We start from the raw sequence: 16943 nt of genomic DNA, 5'->3' as shown, positions 1-16943 counted from the left end.
ACAGTGATTTAGATGCCTGTTATTCGCATTTTACAGTTTAAATGCGAATAAGCGCTCATTTAGGCACTCTTTTTGATCCACGGCAGAAGCTATGTATAGATGTATACAAGTACACTTCACTCCTACTTTGGCGGCAGCATGGCAGAATCACGGCTTCGGAACACCGGGGCGAACCTCGTCTACACCGAGCTCAAGCGGCAGATCCTCGATCTGGAGTTGAAGCCCGGGACCCGTATCTTCGAGCCCGCGATGGCTGCAGCACTGCAGGTCAGCCGGACCCCACTGAGAGAAGCGATCAGGAGACTCATTTCGGAGAGCCTTCTTGAGCAACAGCCAACTGGCGGCGTCCTGGTTCCGTTGCTTGATGAGAAGGCGGTCTCCGAGCTGTATGACGTCAGGGCTGCCCTTGAGTCATTGATGGCCCGCGAAGCCTGCGCCAAGGCCACCACCGAACACATCGAAAAACTACGGGGAATCCTGGACCGAAACGCAGCCATGGTCGGATTCGCGGATGAGGCCATGAGGCATGGAGTGACCCTCCACGCCACCATTGCAGACATCGCCGGCAACTCCTGGGCACTTCGATTCCACGAGCAGATTGCCAGCCACGTTGAGCGGTACCGGTACTTCACCAACAACTCACCGGAACGTCGGGAGGAGGCCTTGGCGGACCACCGGGCACTGGTGGAAGCCTTGGCGGCCAAGGACCCGGAGCGTGCGGCGAAGATCGCCTTCGATCACGTCATTGGAGCCCGTGACGAGACTCTGCGTGTCATCGCAGACAAGGGACTCGACGCCGAATGATCGGCGAACTGGGGCGGCGCTCGTCAACTGCTCTCCTCCTTCACTCGGCACTGATTCAGGCCATCACTTTCCTGGTGAGGCCGGCTGCAACGTACCGGGCCCTGGAACTCGACGTTCCCGCCTTCGCGCTCGGTGTGCTGGCCGCCAGCTACGCGGTCTTTCCGTTGTTGCTGGCCCTTCCCATCGGAAATCTGGTGGACCGCCTTGGCGAGCGTCGGCTGATGGCCGCGGGCTCCGCCGTCGTGCTTTCCTGCTCGGTGTTCCTGCTGCTGTGGGGGTCGTCCGTGGCCGCGCTGATCGCGGGAACAGCGCTCCTGGGCGCGGGCCAGCTTGCGTGCGTGGTGGGGCAGCAAGCCGTGGTGGCGAACAACGCTGCCTCGTCCCGTCTCGACTCTGCTTTCGGTTACCTGACCTTCGCGGCGTCCTTGGGCCAGGCCTTGGGGCCACTGGCTATCTCGTTGGTCGGTGGTCAATCAGTGCGGCCCGACACCCACTCGATCTTCCTCTTGGCCGCCGGCATGGGACTCGTGCTGTTCGGGACGACGTTCCTGGTCTCATCACGGGTCAGCGGTGGAAAACGGTCCACCCGCAGCGGCGGAGCTCCCCGCGGAAGCGCCTTCTCCCTGTTACGCGTGCCAGGTGTGGCGCGGGCGCTGGCCACCAGTGCAACAGTGCTGGCCGTCGTCGACCTCACCGTGGTCTACCTCCCCGCGCTCGGTGCCGAGCGCGGACTCACCGCCGCCACAGTCGGCCTGATGCTGACGGTCCGGGCAGTCTTTTCCATGGTTTCCAGGCTCGGCTTGGGACGGGTGTCCCGCAGGCTCGGGCGACTGAAACTCCTTGTTCTGAGTCTCGCGGTTTCGACTCTCGCCTTGGCTGTGGCGGCGATCCCCATGCCGGAGTGGTTGCTCTTTGTGGTCATGGCGTTCCTAGGTTTGGGACTGGGAATCGGCCAGCCGCTCACCATGTCCTGGCTCTCCGCGCAAGCTCCGGAAGGGCAACGCGGGAGGGCCCTGGCCCTGCGATTGGCGGGTAACAGGGTGGGTCAGGTTGTCCTGCCAAGTGCCATCGGAGTGGTGGCTGTGGGCTTGGGCGCCTCCGGAGTGTTCCTGGCATCGGCCGTCGCTGTGGGAGGGACGATGCTCCTGCTGCGCGGAGTGCGCCTGGACGACTGACCCGCCCGGACATCTGACTGGCAGTAGTGGTTGCCAAAAGGGCTGGGAACAACCGCTAATGCCAGTCAGTTGGGAGTTATTCCGCAAACAGCGCAGCGAGGTCCTCTGCCGTCAACGAGCCGCCGGCCAAGGCGTCACCTTCCATCACGTCCGCGAAAAGTTGCGACTTCCTGGCCTTCAACGCCATAACCTTTTCCTCGATGGTGTCCTTTGCAACCAGCCGGTAGACCATGACGTTCCTGGCTTGGCCGATCCGGTGCGTGCGGTCCACGGCCTGGGCTTCGGATGCCGGATTCCACCACGGATCCAGAAGGAAGACGTAGTCCGCCTCGGTCAGGTTGAGGCCGAATCCACCGGCCTTCAGCGAAATCAGGAAGACGGGAGCGGTCCCGTTCTTGAACTCGCTCACCACGTCCCCGCGGTTGCGGGTGCTGCCGTCGAGGTAGCAGTATTCAATGCCTTCGGCGTCCATGCGTTCCCGAACCTTGCCCAGGAACCCGGTGAACTGGCTGAAGATCAGCGTCCTGTGGCCCTCGGAGATGATGTCTTCGAGCTGTTCGAACAGGACATCCAGCTTGGACGACCGCACAGCGGACATGGAGGAGTCCACCAGTGAGGCGTCCAGGCTGAGCTGCCGAAGCAACGTCAGCGACTGGAAGATCGTGAAGCGGTTCTTGTTCACATCGTCGATCAAACCGAGGATCTTCTGCCGCTCCCGCTGCAAATGGGTTTGGTAGACCTTTTGGTGGCGCGGGTTGAGCACCACCTCCAGCACCTGCTCCTGCTTTGGCGGAAGGTCCTGGATAACCTGCTCTTTGGTGCGCCGCATCATGAGCGGACGGACCCGACGCCGGAGCTTGCCCAGCTGCGCCGAGTCGCCGTTCTTCTCCACCGGCTTCTGGTAGTTCTCGGCGAACCTCTTGGGACTGGGGAACAACCCCGGCGCAACGATCGACGTCAGGGCCCAAAACTCCATCAGGTTGTTCTCCAACGGGGTGCCCGTGATGGCCAGCTTGAAGCGCGCAGGCAGCTTGCGTGCGCACTGGTAGGCCTTGGACTGGTGGTTCTTCACGAATTGGGCCTCGTCCAGCATGAGCCCGGCCCATTGGAAGTATGCGTAGGCCTCGTAATCGATGCGGAACAGCGCATAGGAGGTAATAACGACGTCGGCACCCGCCAAAGCTTCCGACGGCAACAGGCCACTCTTGGCAAAGGTTTCCGAAACCGTCCGAACCGTCAGGCCGGGCGCGAACCTCTGTGCTTCCAAGGCCCAGTTGCTGACGACGCTCGTCGGCGCGACCACCAGGAACGGGGCCCTGTCCCTGCCTTCGGAAGTAGCCAGCTCCTGCGCCGCGCAGATCAGCGCCAGCGCCTGGACGGTTTTGCCGAGGCCCATGTCATCGGCGAGGACGCCGCCCAGGCTGTGCTTGTAAAGGAAGCTCAGCCAGTTGAACCCTTCCAGCTGATACGGACGCAGCTCAGCGTTAAGGCCGGCCGGCAGCGGCAGTCCGGTGACGCCGTCGTCGAGCAGTCCACCAACGGACTCCCGCCACGCCGCCGCTTGTTCGTCCACGATCCCAAGCTGTGCGAGTTCGTCCCACAGCCCTACCTGGAACCGGCTGATCTGCAGGGTTCCGTCTTTGTTGTCCGGGTTGTCCTGCAACGAACGGGCCTCGTCGATGAGCTCGCGGAGCTGGTGGAGCTCGGGCAGATCGAGGGAAAAGTGTGCGCCGCTGGGCAGCAGCATGCGGGTCTGCCCGGCAGCGAGCGCCGAGAAAACGGCGGCGAAGGATACCGGTTCACCCTCGAGCGTGATGACGATCCCGAGGTCGAACCAGTCTCCGCTCGCGGTCTCCTTGGTGGAGATCGACACGACAGGCGCTTCTTCGGCCTCCCGGTAATCGGCAATGTCACCGGAGGTTTCCACCACGACGTCGGGCAGTTGCCTGAGTGCCGGCAGCACCTCTTCGGTGAACGCCAGGGTGTCCAGGCCACTCAGTTCAGCGGTAGCAGTGAGCCGGGGCGCACCCCAACCCCCTGTTGAGGATTCCGCGAGGGCAGGGACGATCTCCCACGGGTGCCCCAGCGATTCGAGGATGCGTGCCTCCGCGGCGTCGTCCCGGTAGCCGCGATCGTCCGGGTGCCGCCAGAGGGGTTGGGCCGTCACCAAGGTTCCCGACGTGTAGTGCCACTCCCAGTGGAGCCGGACCTTGTGGTCGTTGCCGTAGTTGGCCAGCAGGGACAACGTCGGCACGGCAAGCGTCGGCAGCTCCACTGATTCGTCGGCTGCTTGGACAGGCGTGGACTGACGGAGCTTGGGGTAGAAGGACGTGAGGAAGCGGCCCTCGTCCTCGGCCGGAATCTCCAACGTGGAACCCTCGGTCACGAACTCCAGCAATTCATCGCTGAGGCTCCCCCCAAGCGGTGCAAGGGTGATCAGGTTCTTCTGCTGCGGCGCTCCGGGCAAAGTGTCGGCGCCGGATTGCGTATAGAAGATCCCGTTGGCTGGCTTTCCCACAAAGCCAACAGTGGCCGGATCAACGGCTTCCCCGTCCACGGTGACTGACGGGGAGAGCCGCAGGCCGCCGTCGGGCTTTCCGTCAACGGAACCTTCCGATCCTGTCCTGGCCAGGCTCAAACCCACGACGGCGGCCTCGGACTCGACGCGGACAGGCTCAGTCCCAGCGGTGTGGATCAGCGGGATTCCGGCTTTCCTGGCTTCCTCAAGGAGTGACCAGAGGTTCTTGCCGGCGAAGTCGTTCAAACTGAGCCACATTGCGCCGGAGGGCTGGTGCCGTCCGCTGGGGGAACCGTGGGCTGCCATGAACGTTTGGAGCCACTCCACCTGGGCCTCGTTGAATTCGCGGCGGAAACTGATGTAGCTGAGGTTGTTCCACGATACGTCGCCGCGGATCCATTTGCCCTTCGCACCCATCATCATGGGGCGGGCCTTGAGTTGCCTTACGCTCCTTGCAGGGTCGCGGCGGCCTGTGTAGGAGAAGTGCGCGGCAGGTTCTTCCACTTCGAACTGCAAAGCGAGCTGGATACCGGCGGGATTGGCGGGTACTCCAGGCTTGGTGATCAGCCTGTTGAGGGCAAGTTCCCATGCCGGGCGCTTGGTGGTCTGGATGGGGTTCGCCGTTTGCATTCCGGGGGCCTGGGCAAGGAGCTGGGCTCGAATGGTGGGGTGGTCCTCCGCCGTGAAGAGCAGGGCTGCGACGTGCTTGCAATCCTTCCGGACCGGGCAGCTGCAGATGCCCACGGTGCAGCTCCAGCCGCTCGGTTTTCGCACCAGCTTTGCCGACGTGGAGTAGGGCTGCACTCCGTTGCCCCGGACTTTGCCGAGGAGGAGCCCGGTGGCTGAGTCGAAGGTGATCCCGTTGACCCGGCTTCCCATGGCATAGGCCAGCCCCGCCGCGAGGGAGCGGTCGTTAATGGCAGGTGTTTGTATGGCCAGTTCCCAATTGTCATCGGGGTGGGATGGCATGCAGGCGACTACTTTCGGAAGGAGGTTATCTGCCCAATCTTAGTCAGCCTGCTGCGGCTCCCAAACTTGAGCCGCCGGGTTCGCGGGAACGTCCCCTCGCAGCCGCCGGGTTCGCGGGAACGCTATGGGTTCGCATGGAAGCTTGGGGCGCGGCGGCAGGCTTCCGGCGATCTCGGGAGCCGCGGGTGGGCGATAGGTAAAGCGTGCCGCGGAGCTCGGCGTCGTTCCCGCAGCTTTGGTGCATCCCGCCGGGTTCGCGGGTACGATGCCCAGACGCTGTAAGTTTGCGGGGCATTCGCACCGTTGGCGTCTACTTTCCACATAGCGACGACCAGGCCTACTGCCGACTTGGAGGCCCGGCGATGCTGAAGCGATGCAACCAACATCAAGTGTGACCACTCAGTCGACCCTCCGCACCGCACCTCAACGAGGCTACTTGTGGCGCACGGACGAGCTGCTTCGCCTGGGCTACAACAGCCGAAGCATCAAGTACCTCTTGGATTCAGGCGAGCTGCGTCGAATGCGGTACGGATGCTACATGAGCGCCGGCAAGTGGGACTCCATGGGACCACGAAGTCAGGCCCTTGCGCGGATCATGGCCCATGCTCACGGAACCCTGACGACTTCGACGGGCGGTTTGGTCTACAGCCATCTATCGGCGGCACGACTCCATGGCCTGTTCTTGTGGGGTGTGGACCAAAAAGTCCACGTCCTGCACCCGGTTCGACCGTCCTCGGGTCGATGGGGCAAGGACGTCCGGGGTCATACTGAAGCGCTGGCCGAGACTGAGATCGTGACGGTGAGAGGCCTGCGGGTCACGTCGCTTGAGCGCACAATGTTCGACTGTGCCAGGATGCTCAGCTATCCGAAGGCGTTGGTCATCATGGACCATGGTCTGCGGCTTGGGGCAGATCGGAATGTGCTCGCCTCAATGGGCGCAGCGTCCGCGGGAAAGCGCGGGATCCGTATTTTTCGCAAGGCCCTTGAGAATGCCGATCCTAGGTCCGAATCCGCAGGCGAGACGCTGAGCCGGGAGTTGATGCAGCGGTTACGCGTCAAACCACCGGAACCCCAATTCCGCGTGAAGACCCGGGTAGGAAACCACCGCTTGGACTTCGCATGGGAGGAAGAAAAACTGGCCTTGGAATTCGACGGGAAAACCAAGTACTTCGACTACAAACCAACCGACGAGGTCATCTTTGAAGAAAGGCGACGCGAGAAGGCGCTCATGGAGGACGGCTGGAGGTTCATCCGGATCGAGTGGAAGGACCTGTTCCAAGAGCGGACCTTCAAAGAACGAATCCTTCGAACGCTCAGGTCGCGCAGGTAAGGGGGTGGTCGCGCGGGTTCGTGGGAAACGTGCATGGGCGCAGGGAAGCTTGCAGCGGTTCGGCACGCTTCCCGCGAACAGCAGGGGTGGTCGCTCGGGTTCGTGGGAAACGTGCATAACAGCAGGGGTGGTCGCTCGGGTTCGTGGGAAACGTGCATGGGCGCAGGGAACGTTGCAGCGGTTCGGCACGCTTCCGGCGAACTCGGCGATCGGCGATCGGTGAGGGGATGCGGCAGGGCACTCAGTAGCCTGAACCAGCAGCGCCCTTGATCATCTCTCCGCCGGGGCTCACCAGGTACCAGACGTTGTTCACACCCTGGCCCGCAACATCACCGGGGGCCTTGTCCTGGGCGTAGTAGTACAGGGGCATGCCGTTCAGCGTGACCTGCTTCTTCCCGTCGGGCGTGGCGATGGTTCCCACAGTGCCGGTGACGCCATCAACCTTGGGCGCGTCCGCCGTCGTCGTAAATACGGGCCAGGCGGCAAGGCATGCATCCACGCAGGCGCTCTTGCCGGAGTCCTTGACGTCCTTCGTGAAGAAGTAGAGGCTCATTCCTTTGCCATCCACCACGATCGGGCCGGCGCTGGAGGACGCCACTTTCATCTCCGCGTCTGCCTCTGCTGTGCTGGGAGCGGACACGGATGACGACGCCGGCGGTGCAGAGGACGTGGACGTGCCCGGACTGCCGGCGCATCCTCCCAAGGCCACCGCGAGGACCACAGCACCAAGTCCAAAGCTGAATCTATTCTTCATCACTGGCTCCCTTGACGGGCCGGCCGGAGTGGGCCGGCGCTAACCCTAAGACGCCGCCGGGGGAAGAATGGTTCATGGTGAACCGTGTGCCGGGAAAAGGCGTCGTATGGGGTGGGATCGAAGGAGGTGGCTATGCCGTTGGACGAGGACGTGGTGGCAGCGATCTACCGCGACCACGGCACAGCCCTGAAGCGTTTTGTGCTCAGTTGCACCCCGGATGCGCACCTGGCTGACGACGTTGTGCAGGAAACCATCCTGAAAGTGTGGCAGCACGCCCCGCACATCACGGGAAGCCTGCGAAGCTACCTTTTCAGGACCGCGCGGAACGTGATCATCGACAACTACCGGAAGGCCCAGCGCAGGCCCGCGGAGGCAGAGGAGCACGAACTTCCGGACCACGTCGCCACCGAGCGCGTGGACGAGCTCTTGAACCGTGTGCTCATGGAGGAAGCGCTTTTGCGGCTCAGCCACGAACACCGTGAAGTCTTGGTGGCCCTGCACTACCAGCGGTACACGGTCACCGAGGCGGCGCTGCACCTGAACATCCCCGTGGGCACTGTTAAGTCCCGGGCTTTTTATGCAGTGAAAGCCCTCCGAACGATTCTTGACGAAATGGGGGTGGAAAAATGAACGCCGATTCCGTCCACCAGTTGCTGGGCGCCTACCTGCTGGGTGGCCTTGAGCCGGATGAGGCACGCGCGTTCGAGGACCACCTCGCCGCTTGCGCGGACTGCCGCGGCGAGCTGGAGGAGCTCGAAAGCCTTCCCGCGTTGCTCGACGCCGTCCCCGCCGCTGATGCAGTCGCCCTCACCGTTGCGGGCGGAAGCCAGCCGTTGGCGCCGTTGGAGACTGTCCCGCCGTCGCTCCTGGTTGATCTCTCCACCCGCAGGCGGAAATCACGACGGCGGTGGGCAGCCGTTGTTGGGGCTGTCGCCGCCGCGTGCCTGGCCTTGGGATTCCTGTCGGGTCCTTTGCTGAACCAGCCACCGAAACCTGACGCCACGTATTCCGTTCAGTCGGGCGATGGCCTGCAGCTGACGGTTGGCATGGTCAAGAAGACCTGGGGCACGGAGTTGGCTGTTGAGGGGCGGAGCATGCCGCTGGAAGGGACGCTCTATCTGTGGGTCAAGGGGCGCGACGGCGCTGAGGAACGCACGTGCGGGTGGACGGCGACGCCCAGCGGACGCATCAAGATCACCGGCGCCACTCCTGTCCAGCTGACCGGCATCGCGGGTGTTGAGCTCAGGGACGATTCGGACAAGACGGTGGCGTCAATCTCCGTGCCGTGATGCTGCTTGCAGTTCGGCCACGAGGGCGGGGTCCTCGCATGCCCTCGCGAAGGCCTCGATCCGACGCTCAATTTCGCGGCCCAACACCCATGTCCCGATTTTTTCGGCGATACGCGCCAGCCAGCCGGGCCTGCAGGAGAACGTGTATTTCCACACCGCGCGGGTGCCCCCGGGCTCCGGAGTGAACCGCCACCCGCCTCCGAAGGTGCCGAAGAACCAGGGGCCGGCCACCATGGTCATTCCTACGTTTCGTGGGGGATTGTAGGAAACGTACTCGGTCACCATGGTCAGCTTCATCCGGGAGACGGTGCGCGTGCGGACCCCTTTGCCCGGCTTCGTGGCGCCGTCAACGAACGATTGTGCCGAGATGAACGGGTCCCATGTGAGCCTGAATGCGCCTGTGGTCTGGGAGAGGGCGAAGGTGGTCTCCGGATCCAGGCGGATGAACCGTTCTGCGCGTACCTGCGGCATATCAGCCCGCTTGTCCGGATCCGAGTACCAAGATCACCATGAAGGCCACCCCGAAGACGTTGACCGCCATGATGGAGAGCCCAACGATGCCCGTGATTCTCCCGGCGTTCATGCGGCCTGCCCGGAACACGGCAATCAGTCCGCAGACCACGGCCACAATCGCCAAGGCAACAGCCAACGCGGCGAAGGCCAAAGCTCCGATCCACCACGCATCGTTGCCCTCGTTGAAGCGGCTCATGGCAGAAGCCACCGCAGCGATGCCCAGCGGAACACTGACCACGGCCGCCACCGGCGAGAGCACGGCAGCCACGATGCTGGTAATGCCGGCCCCCAACCCCCGCGTCCCCGGTCGGGGTGGCTGCTGGTGGTATTCGAGTGGTGGTTGGTAGCTCATGGTTCCCCCGGAGTCCGTGGACTAGATCTTGCGGTAGGTGAGGTCGAAGATCATGCGCCCGGCCTCGTGGGCTTTGTTCTCGAAGCTGGTGCGGATCCGGCCGTCGAACCGGGGAGCCCAGCCGCCGACCTCGTCCACGCCCTGGTTGGGGCCGGTGTGCTCGGTGCTGACGGGTGCGCGGCCCTCTTTGACGGGGGCGCCGCCAACAACGGATTCGACGCCGGATTGCCAGACTTGCGTCAACGGGCTCTCCTCGCCGCTGCGCTCGCCTTCGTGCATGTTCTCGAACTCCGTGGAACCTGCAAGGACTTCCCGAACGTGGATGGCGTAGTTGGACCAGTCGGTGGCAATCCGCCAGTAGCCACCCTTCTTGAGGGCCTTGGCCGCGACGGATGCGAAAGCCGGCTGGATGAGCCGGCGCTTGTGGTGCCGGGCCTTGTGCCAGGGATCCGGGAAGAATACCCAGAGTTCGCTGACTGAGCCCGCGGGCAGCATGGACTCCAGGACCTCGGGTGCGTTGGCTTCCACCACGCGCACGTTGGTCAGCCCGCGGCTGTTGATCTTGATGATGGTGTTGGCCAGGCCGGGGGTGTAGACCTCAACGGCAAGGAAGTCCTTTTCCGGGTTCTGCTCGGCAGCATGGACCACTGCATCGCCCAAACCGGAGCCGATCTCCACGATCAGGGGGGCCTTGCGTCCAAACACGGCCTCGGCGTCAAAAACGTAGTCCGGGTGCACGGACGTGTTGGCCACATGACGGGGGACCTGCACAGCCCAGCGTTCGGCATGTTCTTCCCAGGCTGCCTGGCGGCGGCCCTGGAGGCGCGTACCTCGACGCACAAAGCTGACCGGACGGCCGCCGTATGTGCCAAAGGAAGCTTGGCTGCCGGGGGTGATGGGGCGCGGGGTATCTGGGGTCTCACTCATGTCCCTTCCAGAATACTTGGCCGTCCAAAACCGGGTCACAGTCGGTCCCACAGGGGCAGCAGTAAACAGCCCTGACAGAATAGGACGTGTGACCTCCTCCCAGAAGCCTGCCTCCGCAGAGAGCCGAACCAAGAAGCGCACAGAGAAGTCCGAAGAGAAACGCCCCTTGCCCGAGATCGCCGTCGACGCTGAGATCGACGAAGACCCGGCCCCGGCTCCCACCCAGCTCAAAGGCAAGCGGGCGCTGGCTTATCTTGCGGTCTGCCTGATCCTCATCGGCCTCAACTTGAGGACCGTCTTCTCCAGCTTCTCCGCGGTGCTGCCGGAAGTAACGTCCGACGCCGGTCTGCCGGGTTGGTCTGTTGTGGTGCTGACTACTGTGCCGGTGACGTTGCTGGGTGTCTTCGCACCTACGGCACCCGTCCTGGCGAGAAGGTTCGGAGCAGAGAGGGTGTTGCTGGGTGCGATGGCCGTCCTTACTGCAGGGCTCCTGCTGAGGCCGGCCGAGCTCCCCGGCGCAGGCCACCTGCCCGTCTTGCTGGTGGGAACAGCGGCGTGCGGTGCAGCCATCGCGCTTTGCAACGTGCTGCTTCCGGGCGTGGTGAAGAGGGATTTCCCGCACCGTCTCGGCTTGATGGGCGGCCTGTACACCACGGCGATCTGTGCCTCCGCAGCACTTGGAGCGGGGTTCACGTATCCGGTCTTTACGGCAACCGGCCACTGGACATCGGCGCTGTGGTTCTGGGCGGTGCCGGCCGCCGTCGTACTTTTGCTCTTCCTGCCGCCGGCCATCAGGCAGCACCCCGTACGGCACCAGCACCTCAAGGGCGGGGTGAATGTGTGGAGATCCGCGGTGGCGTGGCAGGTGACGGCGTTCATGGTGCTGCAGGCGATGATGTCGTTCAGCGTGTTCGCGTGGCTGGCGCCGATCCTGCGTGACCGCGGTGTGGACGGCGGCACGGCGGGCCTGATCGTCTCGGTGTCGATTGTGCTGCAGATGCTGGGGTCGTTGTTCGCCCCGGCGCTCGCTGCCCGGCTCAAGGACCAGCGGGTCATCAACATGGTGGTGGCGCTCATGACGGGCGGCGGCTTCGCCCTGAGCATCTTTGGGCCCACTGAGTTGATCTGGGTGTGGACGGGGTTGCTCGGGCTCGGCCAAGGGTCACTGACTGCCGTGGCGCTGACCATGATCATGCTCCGTACCCGGGACGCCCACACGGCAGCGCACCTTTCCGGAATGATGCAGGGGGTGGGCTACGGGGTGGGTTCCACAGGGACGCTGATGGTTGGCCAGCTCCACCAGGCAACGGGTGGCTTCGCCGCGGCGGGGGTCCTGTTCCTGGTGGTCGGCTTGCTGGCGGCGTTCTTCGGATTCAGGGCGGGCCGGAACCGCTTCGTCTAACCCAACTGAGTCGCAGCAGTGCGCGTTTTGAACGTTCAAAACGTGCTCTGCTGCGACCCAGTTGGGAGGGGTCAGGCGGTCAGGTCCTTGCCCTTGGTTTCGGGGATCAGGAAGGCGAACAGGATACCCACCAGCAGCAGGATCACGGCGTAAACGTTGAACAGGTACGCCTGGCCGATCGTTCCCAGCCACGTCTGCAGGTAAGGGGCGGTGCCGCCGAACACGGCCACGCAGATCGAGTAGGGAACGCCCACGCCGACGGTCCGGATGTGGGTCGGGAAGAGCTCCGCGTAGACGGCGGGGACGATCGCGGCGCTGCCGGCGATGAAGAACAGCATCACGGACATGGACACGGTCAGCTGCCACGGAGAATCCTTCAGCAGCCAGGTCATGGGGAAGTGGAACAGCGCGGCGCCGGCGGAGGACATGATGAGGACGGGCTTCCGGCCGATCCGGTCAGACAGGCGACCCCAGAACGGCAAGGCTGCAATGAACACCACATTGGCGATCACGCCTGCCCACAACGCAGCACCGCGGTCCATCTTGAGGGCCGTCGCTGCGTAGCTCGGTGCCACGACACCCCAGATGTAGTACACCACCGTGAGGCCCACGGTGAGCCCGATGACCTGCAGGGCCTGCTTGCGGTACTTCACGATCTGCGGCCACATCGGGGCGCGCTTTTCCTTGGGGGACTCGGCCTCGAAAGCCTCGGTTTCCTTCATCTTGGCCCGCATGAACAAGGCATAAACGCCCAGGGCGCCACCGATGAGGAACGGGATACGCCAACCCCACGCGCTCATGTCTTCCTTGCTGAGCACAGCGGTCAGGACGGCGCCGAGCAACGTGCCTGCAAGGATCCCGGCCGTGCCGGAGGTGTAAATGAGGGTGGCCCAGAAGCCGCGCTTTTCCTTGGGCGCCATCTCCGAAAGGTACGTTTGCGACGACGGCAGCTCGCCACCGTGGGCCAGGCCCTGGATGAGGCGGGCCACCAGGAGCATCACGGATGCGAAGGCGCCGACGGACTCGAACGTGGGGGCCACGCCGATCAACATGCTGCCGATGGCGCCGAGGGCCACGGCAACAGTCATTGACGTTTTGCGTCCAATCCGGTCGCCTATCCAGCCGAACACGAACCCGCCGAACGGCCGGGCTACGAATCCGACGGCGAAGATCGCCAGCGTGGACAGCACGGCAGAGGTGGGGTCGGCCGCGCTGAACAACGCGCTCGCGATGAAGGGCGAGAACGTGGCGTAAATAGCCCAGTCGTACCATTCAACGGCGTTGCCGATGCCGGTACCCACAAGGGTGCGGACGTGCGACTTGTGGACCTTGATGTCGGCAGGGGTTCCAACAGTGGTTGTCATCTGGTTCTCCAGGAGTCAGTTGGCGGCGAGCGCGGCGATGCGGGACACGGCCAGTTCGGCGTAAAGCGCGGCACCGTCGGTGAGGACGCCGTCGTCGAACGTTGCGTAAGGGGAGTGGTTGAAGGGCGACGTCGAGGGATCGGCGCCGGGGGCAACGGCACTGAGTCCCACGAAGGTTCCGGGGACCTCGGCCAGCACGCGGGAGAAGTCCTCGGAGCCGCTGAGCGGGGTGGCCATCCGGGTGAGGCGGGAGTCTCCGAACATGCCGGCAATGACTTTCTCGGCGGTGTTCGTTTCGTCCTCGTCGTTGATGGTGAGCGGGTACTCCTCCTGGTAGTCCACGTCCACCTCCAATCCGTGTGCTGCGGCGATGCCTTTGAGCAACCGGGGAACTGCTTCCATCATCTTCTGCCTGGACGCTTCGGAGAAGGTCCGGATGGTGGCTTCGATGCGTGCGGTTTCCGGGATGACGTTCCGTTTGGTCCCTGCGTGCAACACCCCGACGGTGAGGACCACGGGATCGAACATGTTGAACTGGCGGGTGACCATGACCTGCAGGGCCGTGACCATTTCCGCCGCGGCAGTGACGGGGTCCTTGGCGGAATGCGGGGCCGACCCGTGGCCGCCCGCGCCGAGGACCGTGACCACCAGCCCGTCGGAGGAACTGAGCATCACGCCGTCCTTCGTGACGAACTGCCCGTGCGGCTCCAGCGAGGAGAACACGTGCATTCCGTAGGCGGTGTCCGCCCGGCGCCCGGCAGCGTCGAGGACGCCTTCGTTGATCATGTAGCTGGCACCGTCGAATCCTTCTTCGCCCGGCTGGAACATGAGGACCACGTCTCCAGCGATTTGGTGGCGGCGTTCGGCCAGGAGGGTTGCGGCTCCGGCGAGCATGGAGGTGTGGAGGTCGTGGCCGCAGGCGTGCATGGCTCCGTCCACCCGGGAGGTATAGTCCACGCCGGTTGTTTCCTGGACTGGCAATCCATCCATGTCGGCGCGCAGGAGCACCACCGGCTTCCGGGCCGAAGCGTGGGCCGCACCGCCCCGCAGGACTGCGGTGACCGACGTCGTGTCCTTGCCCAGCGTGATCTCGTACGGAAGTCCGTCCAGCGCTTGGAGTACTTTTTCCTGGGTGCGGGGGAGATGCAGTCCGATCTCCGGTTCGCGGTGCAGTTGGTGCCGGAGTCGGACGATGTCTTCGCGGAGTTCCTGGGCGTCGGCGGCGATGGTCATGCGGGGTCTCCTGTGGTTTGTTCGGCTTGCGCTTCTCTTAGATCATTCTGCGGTGATGCACCTCACAAGGCCCGAAAGATCAGGAAATATGCATGGCATGTGTGAAAGGTGCAGGATTCATGCAAGCGGGAGAGAATTGGGGACATGGAACTCAGTGAGGAAGACCTGCGCCTCATCAACGCCCTGCAGATTTCACCCAGGATCAGCTGGTCCGACGCCGGCGACGTCCTGGGCGTCCATGCCACCACCCTGGCCGCCCGTTGGGACCGGCTCAAAGCCCAAGGTGCTGCGTGGACGACCGCCCACTTGATGGGTGACCCCAAGAACATGTGCCTGGCGATGGTGGACGTCGATTGCGACATGGATCTTCGGCCCGACGTCACCGCGGCCCTCGCCCGGTTGCCCGAGGTGATCACCGTGGAGGAGGCGGCCAGCAACCGGGACCTCACCCTGACCGTCATCACGCAGGACCTGGATCACTTCAGTACCGGTTTGCTGCCCCGGCTCAAGGAAGTCCGGGGCCTCACCAAGTACCACACGTCCCTGTGCACCAGGATCCATACAAGTGGCTACGCCTGGCGGCTTAACGTCCTCACCAAGGCTGAACAGCAGGCATTGCGCGCAATGGCCGGTCCCGAGTCGGCTAACCCGCCCGCACCGGACGCCATTGTTGTGCCGCTGCCCGAAAGCCACCTGGCACTCATCCCCTTCCTGGCCCGCGACGGCCGTGCCACAGCCGCGGAAATTGCCCGGGCCCTGGGCCGCCACCCGGCCACTGTCCAGCGCCAACTCACCCGCGTGCTCGGCAGCCGCATGCTCTCCTTCCGCTGCGAGATCGCACAGAAATTCTCCGGCTACCCCGTGACCGTGCAGTGGTTCGCCAACGTCCCGGCCGGCCAGCACGAAGCCGCGGCCACGGAATTGCGGGCCATCCGGAACGTGCGGTTCCTGGCCTCAACCACGGGGCGGACCAACTTCACCATGATCATGTGGCTGCGCACCCTGGCCGAAGTGATGGAGATGGAACTTGCCATCCAGCAGCGGATCCCGGGGATCGAACTGGAGGAGAGCGTCGTCATGCTGAACACCGCCAAGCGGGTGGGCTGGATGCTCAACCCGGACTCCACGTGCACCGGAACCGTGGTGCCACCCTTCGGCGAGCTGCTCCCGGCGAGCGCTTAGGGCTTCCTCGTAGCCCGAAGGACGGTATCCATGATGGTGGCAGGGTTGCCATCCGGGTCTTCGAGGGTCCGCTGGCTCTGTTGCAAAGATTGGCGGCAGTCAGAGGTAGGCTGTCGCTCTGCGCCGATCAGGCGGCTGCTGCGAAATGGTGGTTGAGCATGCCCATGGCCTCCGTCAGCGCCGAGGGCCCAATGCCAAAAGCTCTCTCCACAAGGCGCACCTCGCCCCTGATGCCGGGCTGCAGGCACCAGGGGCGAGCCTGTCCTTTGCGCAGGGCTCGCATGACTTCGAATCCCTTGATCGTGGCATAGGCCGTGGGGATCGATTTGAAACCGCGCACCGGCTTGATCAGTATCTTGAGCTTTCCGTGATCGGCCTCGATCACGTTATTGAGATACTTCACCTGCCGGTGGGCCGTCTCCCGGTCCAGCTTTCCTTCGCGCTTCAATTCGGTGATCGCTGCACCATAGCTCGGCGCTTTGTCGGTATTGAGCGTGGCAGGCTTTTCCCAGTGCTTCAGGCCTCGCAGGGCCTTGCCCAGGAACCGCTTCGCTGCCTTGGCGCTGCGGGTCGGCGACAGGTAGAAATCGATCGTGTCGCCCCGCTTGTCGACTGCCCGGTACAGGTAGGTCCACTTGCCCCGCACCTTGACGTAGGTTTCATCCAGGCGCCAGCTCGGATCAAAGCCACGCCGCCAGAACCAGCGCAGCCGCTTCTCCATCTCCGGGGCGTAGCACTGGACCCAGCGATAGATCGTCGTATGGTCGACCGAAATGCCGCGTTCCGCCAGCATTTCCTCAAGGTCGCGATAGCTGATCGGATAGCGACAATACCAGCGCACCGCCCACAGGATCACATCACCCTGGAAATGGCGCCACTTGAAATCCGTCATCGTTCCGTCCGTCCAATCTCCGCCAAGCATGCTCAAGCTTCACGATTTTTGCAACAGAGCCCTCGCCGCCGCACGGCGCGTCGGCGAACCCGACACCGAGGAGGTGATCGAACCCGACCTCCGAGCCCTCACCGCATAACCCCGAACACGAGGGATCACACGATCACCGATACACCCCGTCCGCGGCCTTGACCATCTGGCACGGATACGGATCTTGCGCCCAGCTCGGTTTAGCGACT

Annotated in this window: 15 protein-coding genes; 7 read left to right on the top strand and 8 right to left on the bottom strand. The window is 63.8% G+C overall.

Annotated features, from left to right (window positions below; genetic code table 11):
- Positions 1-138: 138 nt before the first annotated feature.
- Together QN084_RS07700 and QN084_RS07695 are read left to right on the top strand one after the other, a co-directional pair.
- Positions 139-804 carry a GntR family transcriptional regulator gene (locus QN084_RS07700; protein ID WP_069696768.1) on the top strand — a complete coding sequence of 222 codons (666 nt, stop codon included), beginning with the start codon at positions 139-141 and terminating at the stop codon, positions 802-804.
- Positions 801-1979, top strand: coding sequence for an MFS transporter (locus QN084_RS07695; protein WP_069696767.1), 1179 nt, complete (start codon positions 801-803; stop codon positions 1977-1979). The genes QN084_RS07700 and QN084_RS07695 overlap by 4 nt, the downstream gene beginning before the upstream one ends.
- A 76-nt stretch (positions 1980-2055) precedes the next feature.
- Here the strand turns inward: QN084_RS07695 and QN084_RS07690 are convergent, their stop codons facing one another.
- Positions 2056-5466 carry a DEAD/DEAH box helicase gene (locus QN084_RS07690; RefSeq protein WP_069696766.1) on the bottom strand — a complete coding sequence of 1137 codons (3411 nt, stop codon included), beginning with the start codon at positions 5464-5466 and terminating at the stop codon, positions 2056-2058.
- A 373-nt stretch (positions 5467-5839) separates the two neighbouring features.
- Here QN084_RS07690 and QN084_RS07685 point away from each other — a divergent pair, with 373 nt between their 5' ends.
- Positions 5840-6796: a type IV toxin-antitoxin system AbiEi family antitoxin domain-containing protein gene (locus QN084_RS07685; protein ID WP_069696765.1), complete on the top strand. Its 957-nt coding sequence runs from the start codon at positions 5840-5842 to the stop codon at positions 6794-6796.
- A gap of 241 nt (positions 6797-7037) precedes the next feature.
- On the opposite strand, the gene QN084_RS07680 is transcribed toward QN084_RS07685, so the two are convergent.
- On the bottom strand, positions 7038-7550 hold the full coding sequence (locus QN084_RS07680) for a COG4315 family predicted lipoprotein (protein ID WP_031216668.1): 513 nt from the start codon (positions 7548-7550) through the stop codon (positions 7038-7040).
- A gap of 132 nt (positions 7551-7682) precedes the next feature.
- Between QN084_RS07680 and QN084_RS07675 the strand changes: the two genes are divergently transcribed.
- Positions 7683-8180, top strand: a complete 498-nt coding sequence (locus tag QN084_RS07675) for a sigma-70 family RNA polymerase sigma factor (protein ID WP_021472833.1) — start codon at positions 7683-7685, stop codon at positions 8178-8180.
- On the top strand, positions 8177-8839 hold the full coding sequence (locus QN084_RS07670; protein WP_021472832.1) for an anti-sigma factor family protein: 663 nt from the start codon (positions 8177-8179) through the stop codon (positions 8837-8839). Before QN084_RS07675 ends, QN084_RS07670 begins: the two co-directional genes overlap by 4 nt.
- Here QN084_RS07670 and QN084_RS07665 read toward each other — a convergent pair.
- The 3 genes from QN084_RS07665 to trmB are packed head-to-tail and all read right to left on the bottom strand — an operon-like array spanning position 8822 to position 10631.
- Entirely contained in the window at positions 8822-9310 is a 489-nt protein-coding gene (locus tag QN084_RS07665; protein ID WP_069696764.1) for an SRPBCC family protein, read from the bottom strand. The two genes, QN084_RS07670 and QN084_RS07665, sit on opposite strands and share 18 nt — an antisense overlap.
- A 1-nt stretch (position 9311) precedes the next feature.
- Complete coding sequence (locus QN084_RS07660; protein WP_031216667.1) at positions 9312-9704, bottom strand: hypothetical protein; 393 nt, start codon at positions 9702-9704, stop codon at positions 9312-9314.
- Between the two features lie 21 nt (positions 9705-9725).
- Positions 9726-10631 (bottom strand): tRNA (guanosine(46)-N7)-methyltransferase TrmB, encoded by a 906-nt coding sequence (gene trmB / locus QN084_RS07655; RefSeq protein WP_069696763.1) that lies wholly within the window; start codon positions 10629-10631, stop codon positions 9726-9728.
- Between the two features lie 166 nt (positions 10632-10797).
- Here trmB and QN084_RS07650 point away from each other — a divergent pair, with 166 nt between their 5' ends.
- Entirely contained in the window at positions 10798-12033 is a 1236-nt protein-coding gene (locus QN084_RS07650) for an MFS transporter (RefSeq protein ID WP_069696814.1), read from the top strand.
- A gap of 71 nt (positions 12034-12104) precedes the next feature.
- Here the strand turns inward: QN084_RS07650 and QN084_RS07645 are convergent, their stop codons facing one another.
- Entirely contained in the window at positions 12105-13397 is a 1293-nt protein-coding gene (locus QN084_RS07645) for an MFS transporter (RefSeq protein ID WP_021472827.1), read from the bottom strand.
- A gap of 15 nt (positions 13398-13412) precedes the next feature.
- The gene (locus tag QN084_RS07640) at positions 13413-14630 is read right to left on the bottom strand and encodes a M20 metallopeptidase family protein (RefSeq protein WP_021472826.1); all 1218 of its coding nucleotides are present in this window, start codon (positions 14628-14630) and stop codon (positions 13413-13415) included.
- Between the two features lie 144 nt (positions 14631-14774).
- On the opposite strand from QN084_RS07640, the gene QN084_RS07635 reads away from it, so the two are divergent.
- Positions 14775-15812 carry an Lrp/AsnC family transcriptional regulator gene (locus QN084_RS07635; RefSeq protein WP_021472825.1) on the top strand — a complete coding sequence of 346 codons (1038 nt, stop codon included), beginning with the start codon at positions 14775-14777 and terminating at the stop codon, positions 15810-15812.
- Positions 15813-15939: 127 nt separating this feature from the next.
- On the opposite strand, the gene QN084_RS07630 is transcribed toward QN084_RS07635, so the two are convergent.
- Positions 15940-16704: an IS6-like element IS6100 family transposase gene (locus QN084_RS07630; RefSeq protein ID WP_001389365.1), complete on the bottom strand. Its 765-nt coding sequence runs from the start codon at positions 16702-16704 to the stop codon at positions 15940-15942.
- Positions 16705-16943 lie beyond the last annotated feature (239 nt).

The organism is Paenarthrobacter sp. R1 (assembly GCF_030264015.1).
Lineage (GTDB): Bacteria > Actinomycetota > Actinomycetes > Actinomycetales > Micrococcaceae > Arthrobacter > Arthrobacter ureafaciens.
The sequence above is the reverse complement of the archived record's forward strand: the minus strand, read 5'-3'. Positions and strand labels throughout refer to the sequence as shown.

Excerpts from the sequence above, each read along its gene's own strand:
- QN084_RS07700 (WP_069696768.1), top strand. The coding sequence starts at position 139 with ATGGCAGAATCACGGCTTCGGAACACCGGGGCGAACCTCGTCTACACC.
- QN084_RS07645 (WP_021472827.1), bottom strand. The coding sequence starts at position 13,397 with ATGACAACCACTGTTGGAACCCCTGCCGACATCAAGGTCCACAAGTCG.
- QN084_RS07640 (WP_021472826.1), bottom strand. The coding sequence starts at position 14,630 with ATGACCATCGCCGCCGACGCCCAGGAACTCCGCGAAGACATCGTCCGA.
- trmB (WP_069696763.1), bottom strand. The coding sequence starts at position 10,631 with ATGAGTGAGACCCCAGATACCCCGCGCCCCATCACCCCCGGCAGCCAA.
- QN084_RS07630 (WP_001389365.1), bottom strand. The coding sequence starts at position 16,704 with ATGACGGATTTCAAGTGGCGCCATTTCCAGGGTGATGTGATCCTGTGG.
- QN084_RS07680 (WP_031216668.1), bottom strand. The coding sequence starts at position 7,550 with ATGAAGAATAGATTCAGCTTTGGACTTGGTGCTGTGGTCCTCGCGGTG.
- QN084_RS07675 (WP_021472833.1), top strand. The coding sequence starts at position 7,683 with ATGCCGTTGGACGAGGACGTGGTGGCAGCGATCTACCGCGACCACGGC.
- QN084_RS07670 (WP_021472832.1), top strand. The coding sequence starts at position 8,177 with ATGAACGCCGATTCCGTCCACCAGTTGCTGGGCGCCTACCTGCTGGGT.
- QN084_RS07635 (WP_021472825.1), top strand. The coding sequence starts at position 14,775 with ATGGAACTCAGTGAGGAAGACCTGCGCCTCATCAACGCCCTGCAGATT.
- QN084_RS07665 (WP_069696764.1), bottom strand. The coding sequence starts at position 9,310 with ATGCCGCAGGTACGCGCAGAACGGTTCATCCGCCTGGATCCGGAGACC.
- QN084_RS07685 (WP_069696765.1), top strand. The coding sequence starts at position 5,840 with ATGCAACCAACATCAAGTGTGACCACTCAGTCGACCCTCCGCACCGCA.
- QN084_RS07695 (WP_069696767.1), top strand. The coding sequence starts at position 801 with ATGATCGGCGAACTGGGGCGGCGCTCGTCAACTGCTCTCCTCCTTCAC.
- QN084_RS07660 (WP_031216667.1), bottom strand. The coding sequence starts at position 9,704 with ATGAGCTACCAACCACCACTCGAATACCACCAGCAGCCACCCCGACCG.
- QN084_RS07690 (WP_069696766.1), bottom strand. The coding sequence starts at position 5,466 with ATGCCATCCCACCCCGATGACAATTGGGAACTGGCCATACAAACACCT.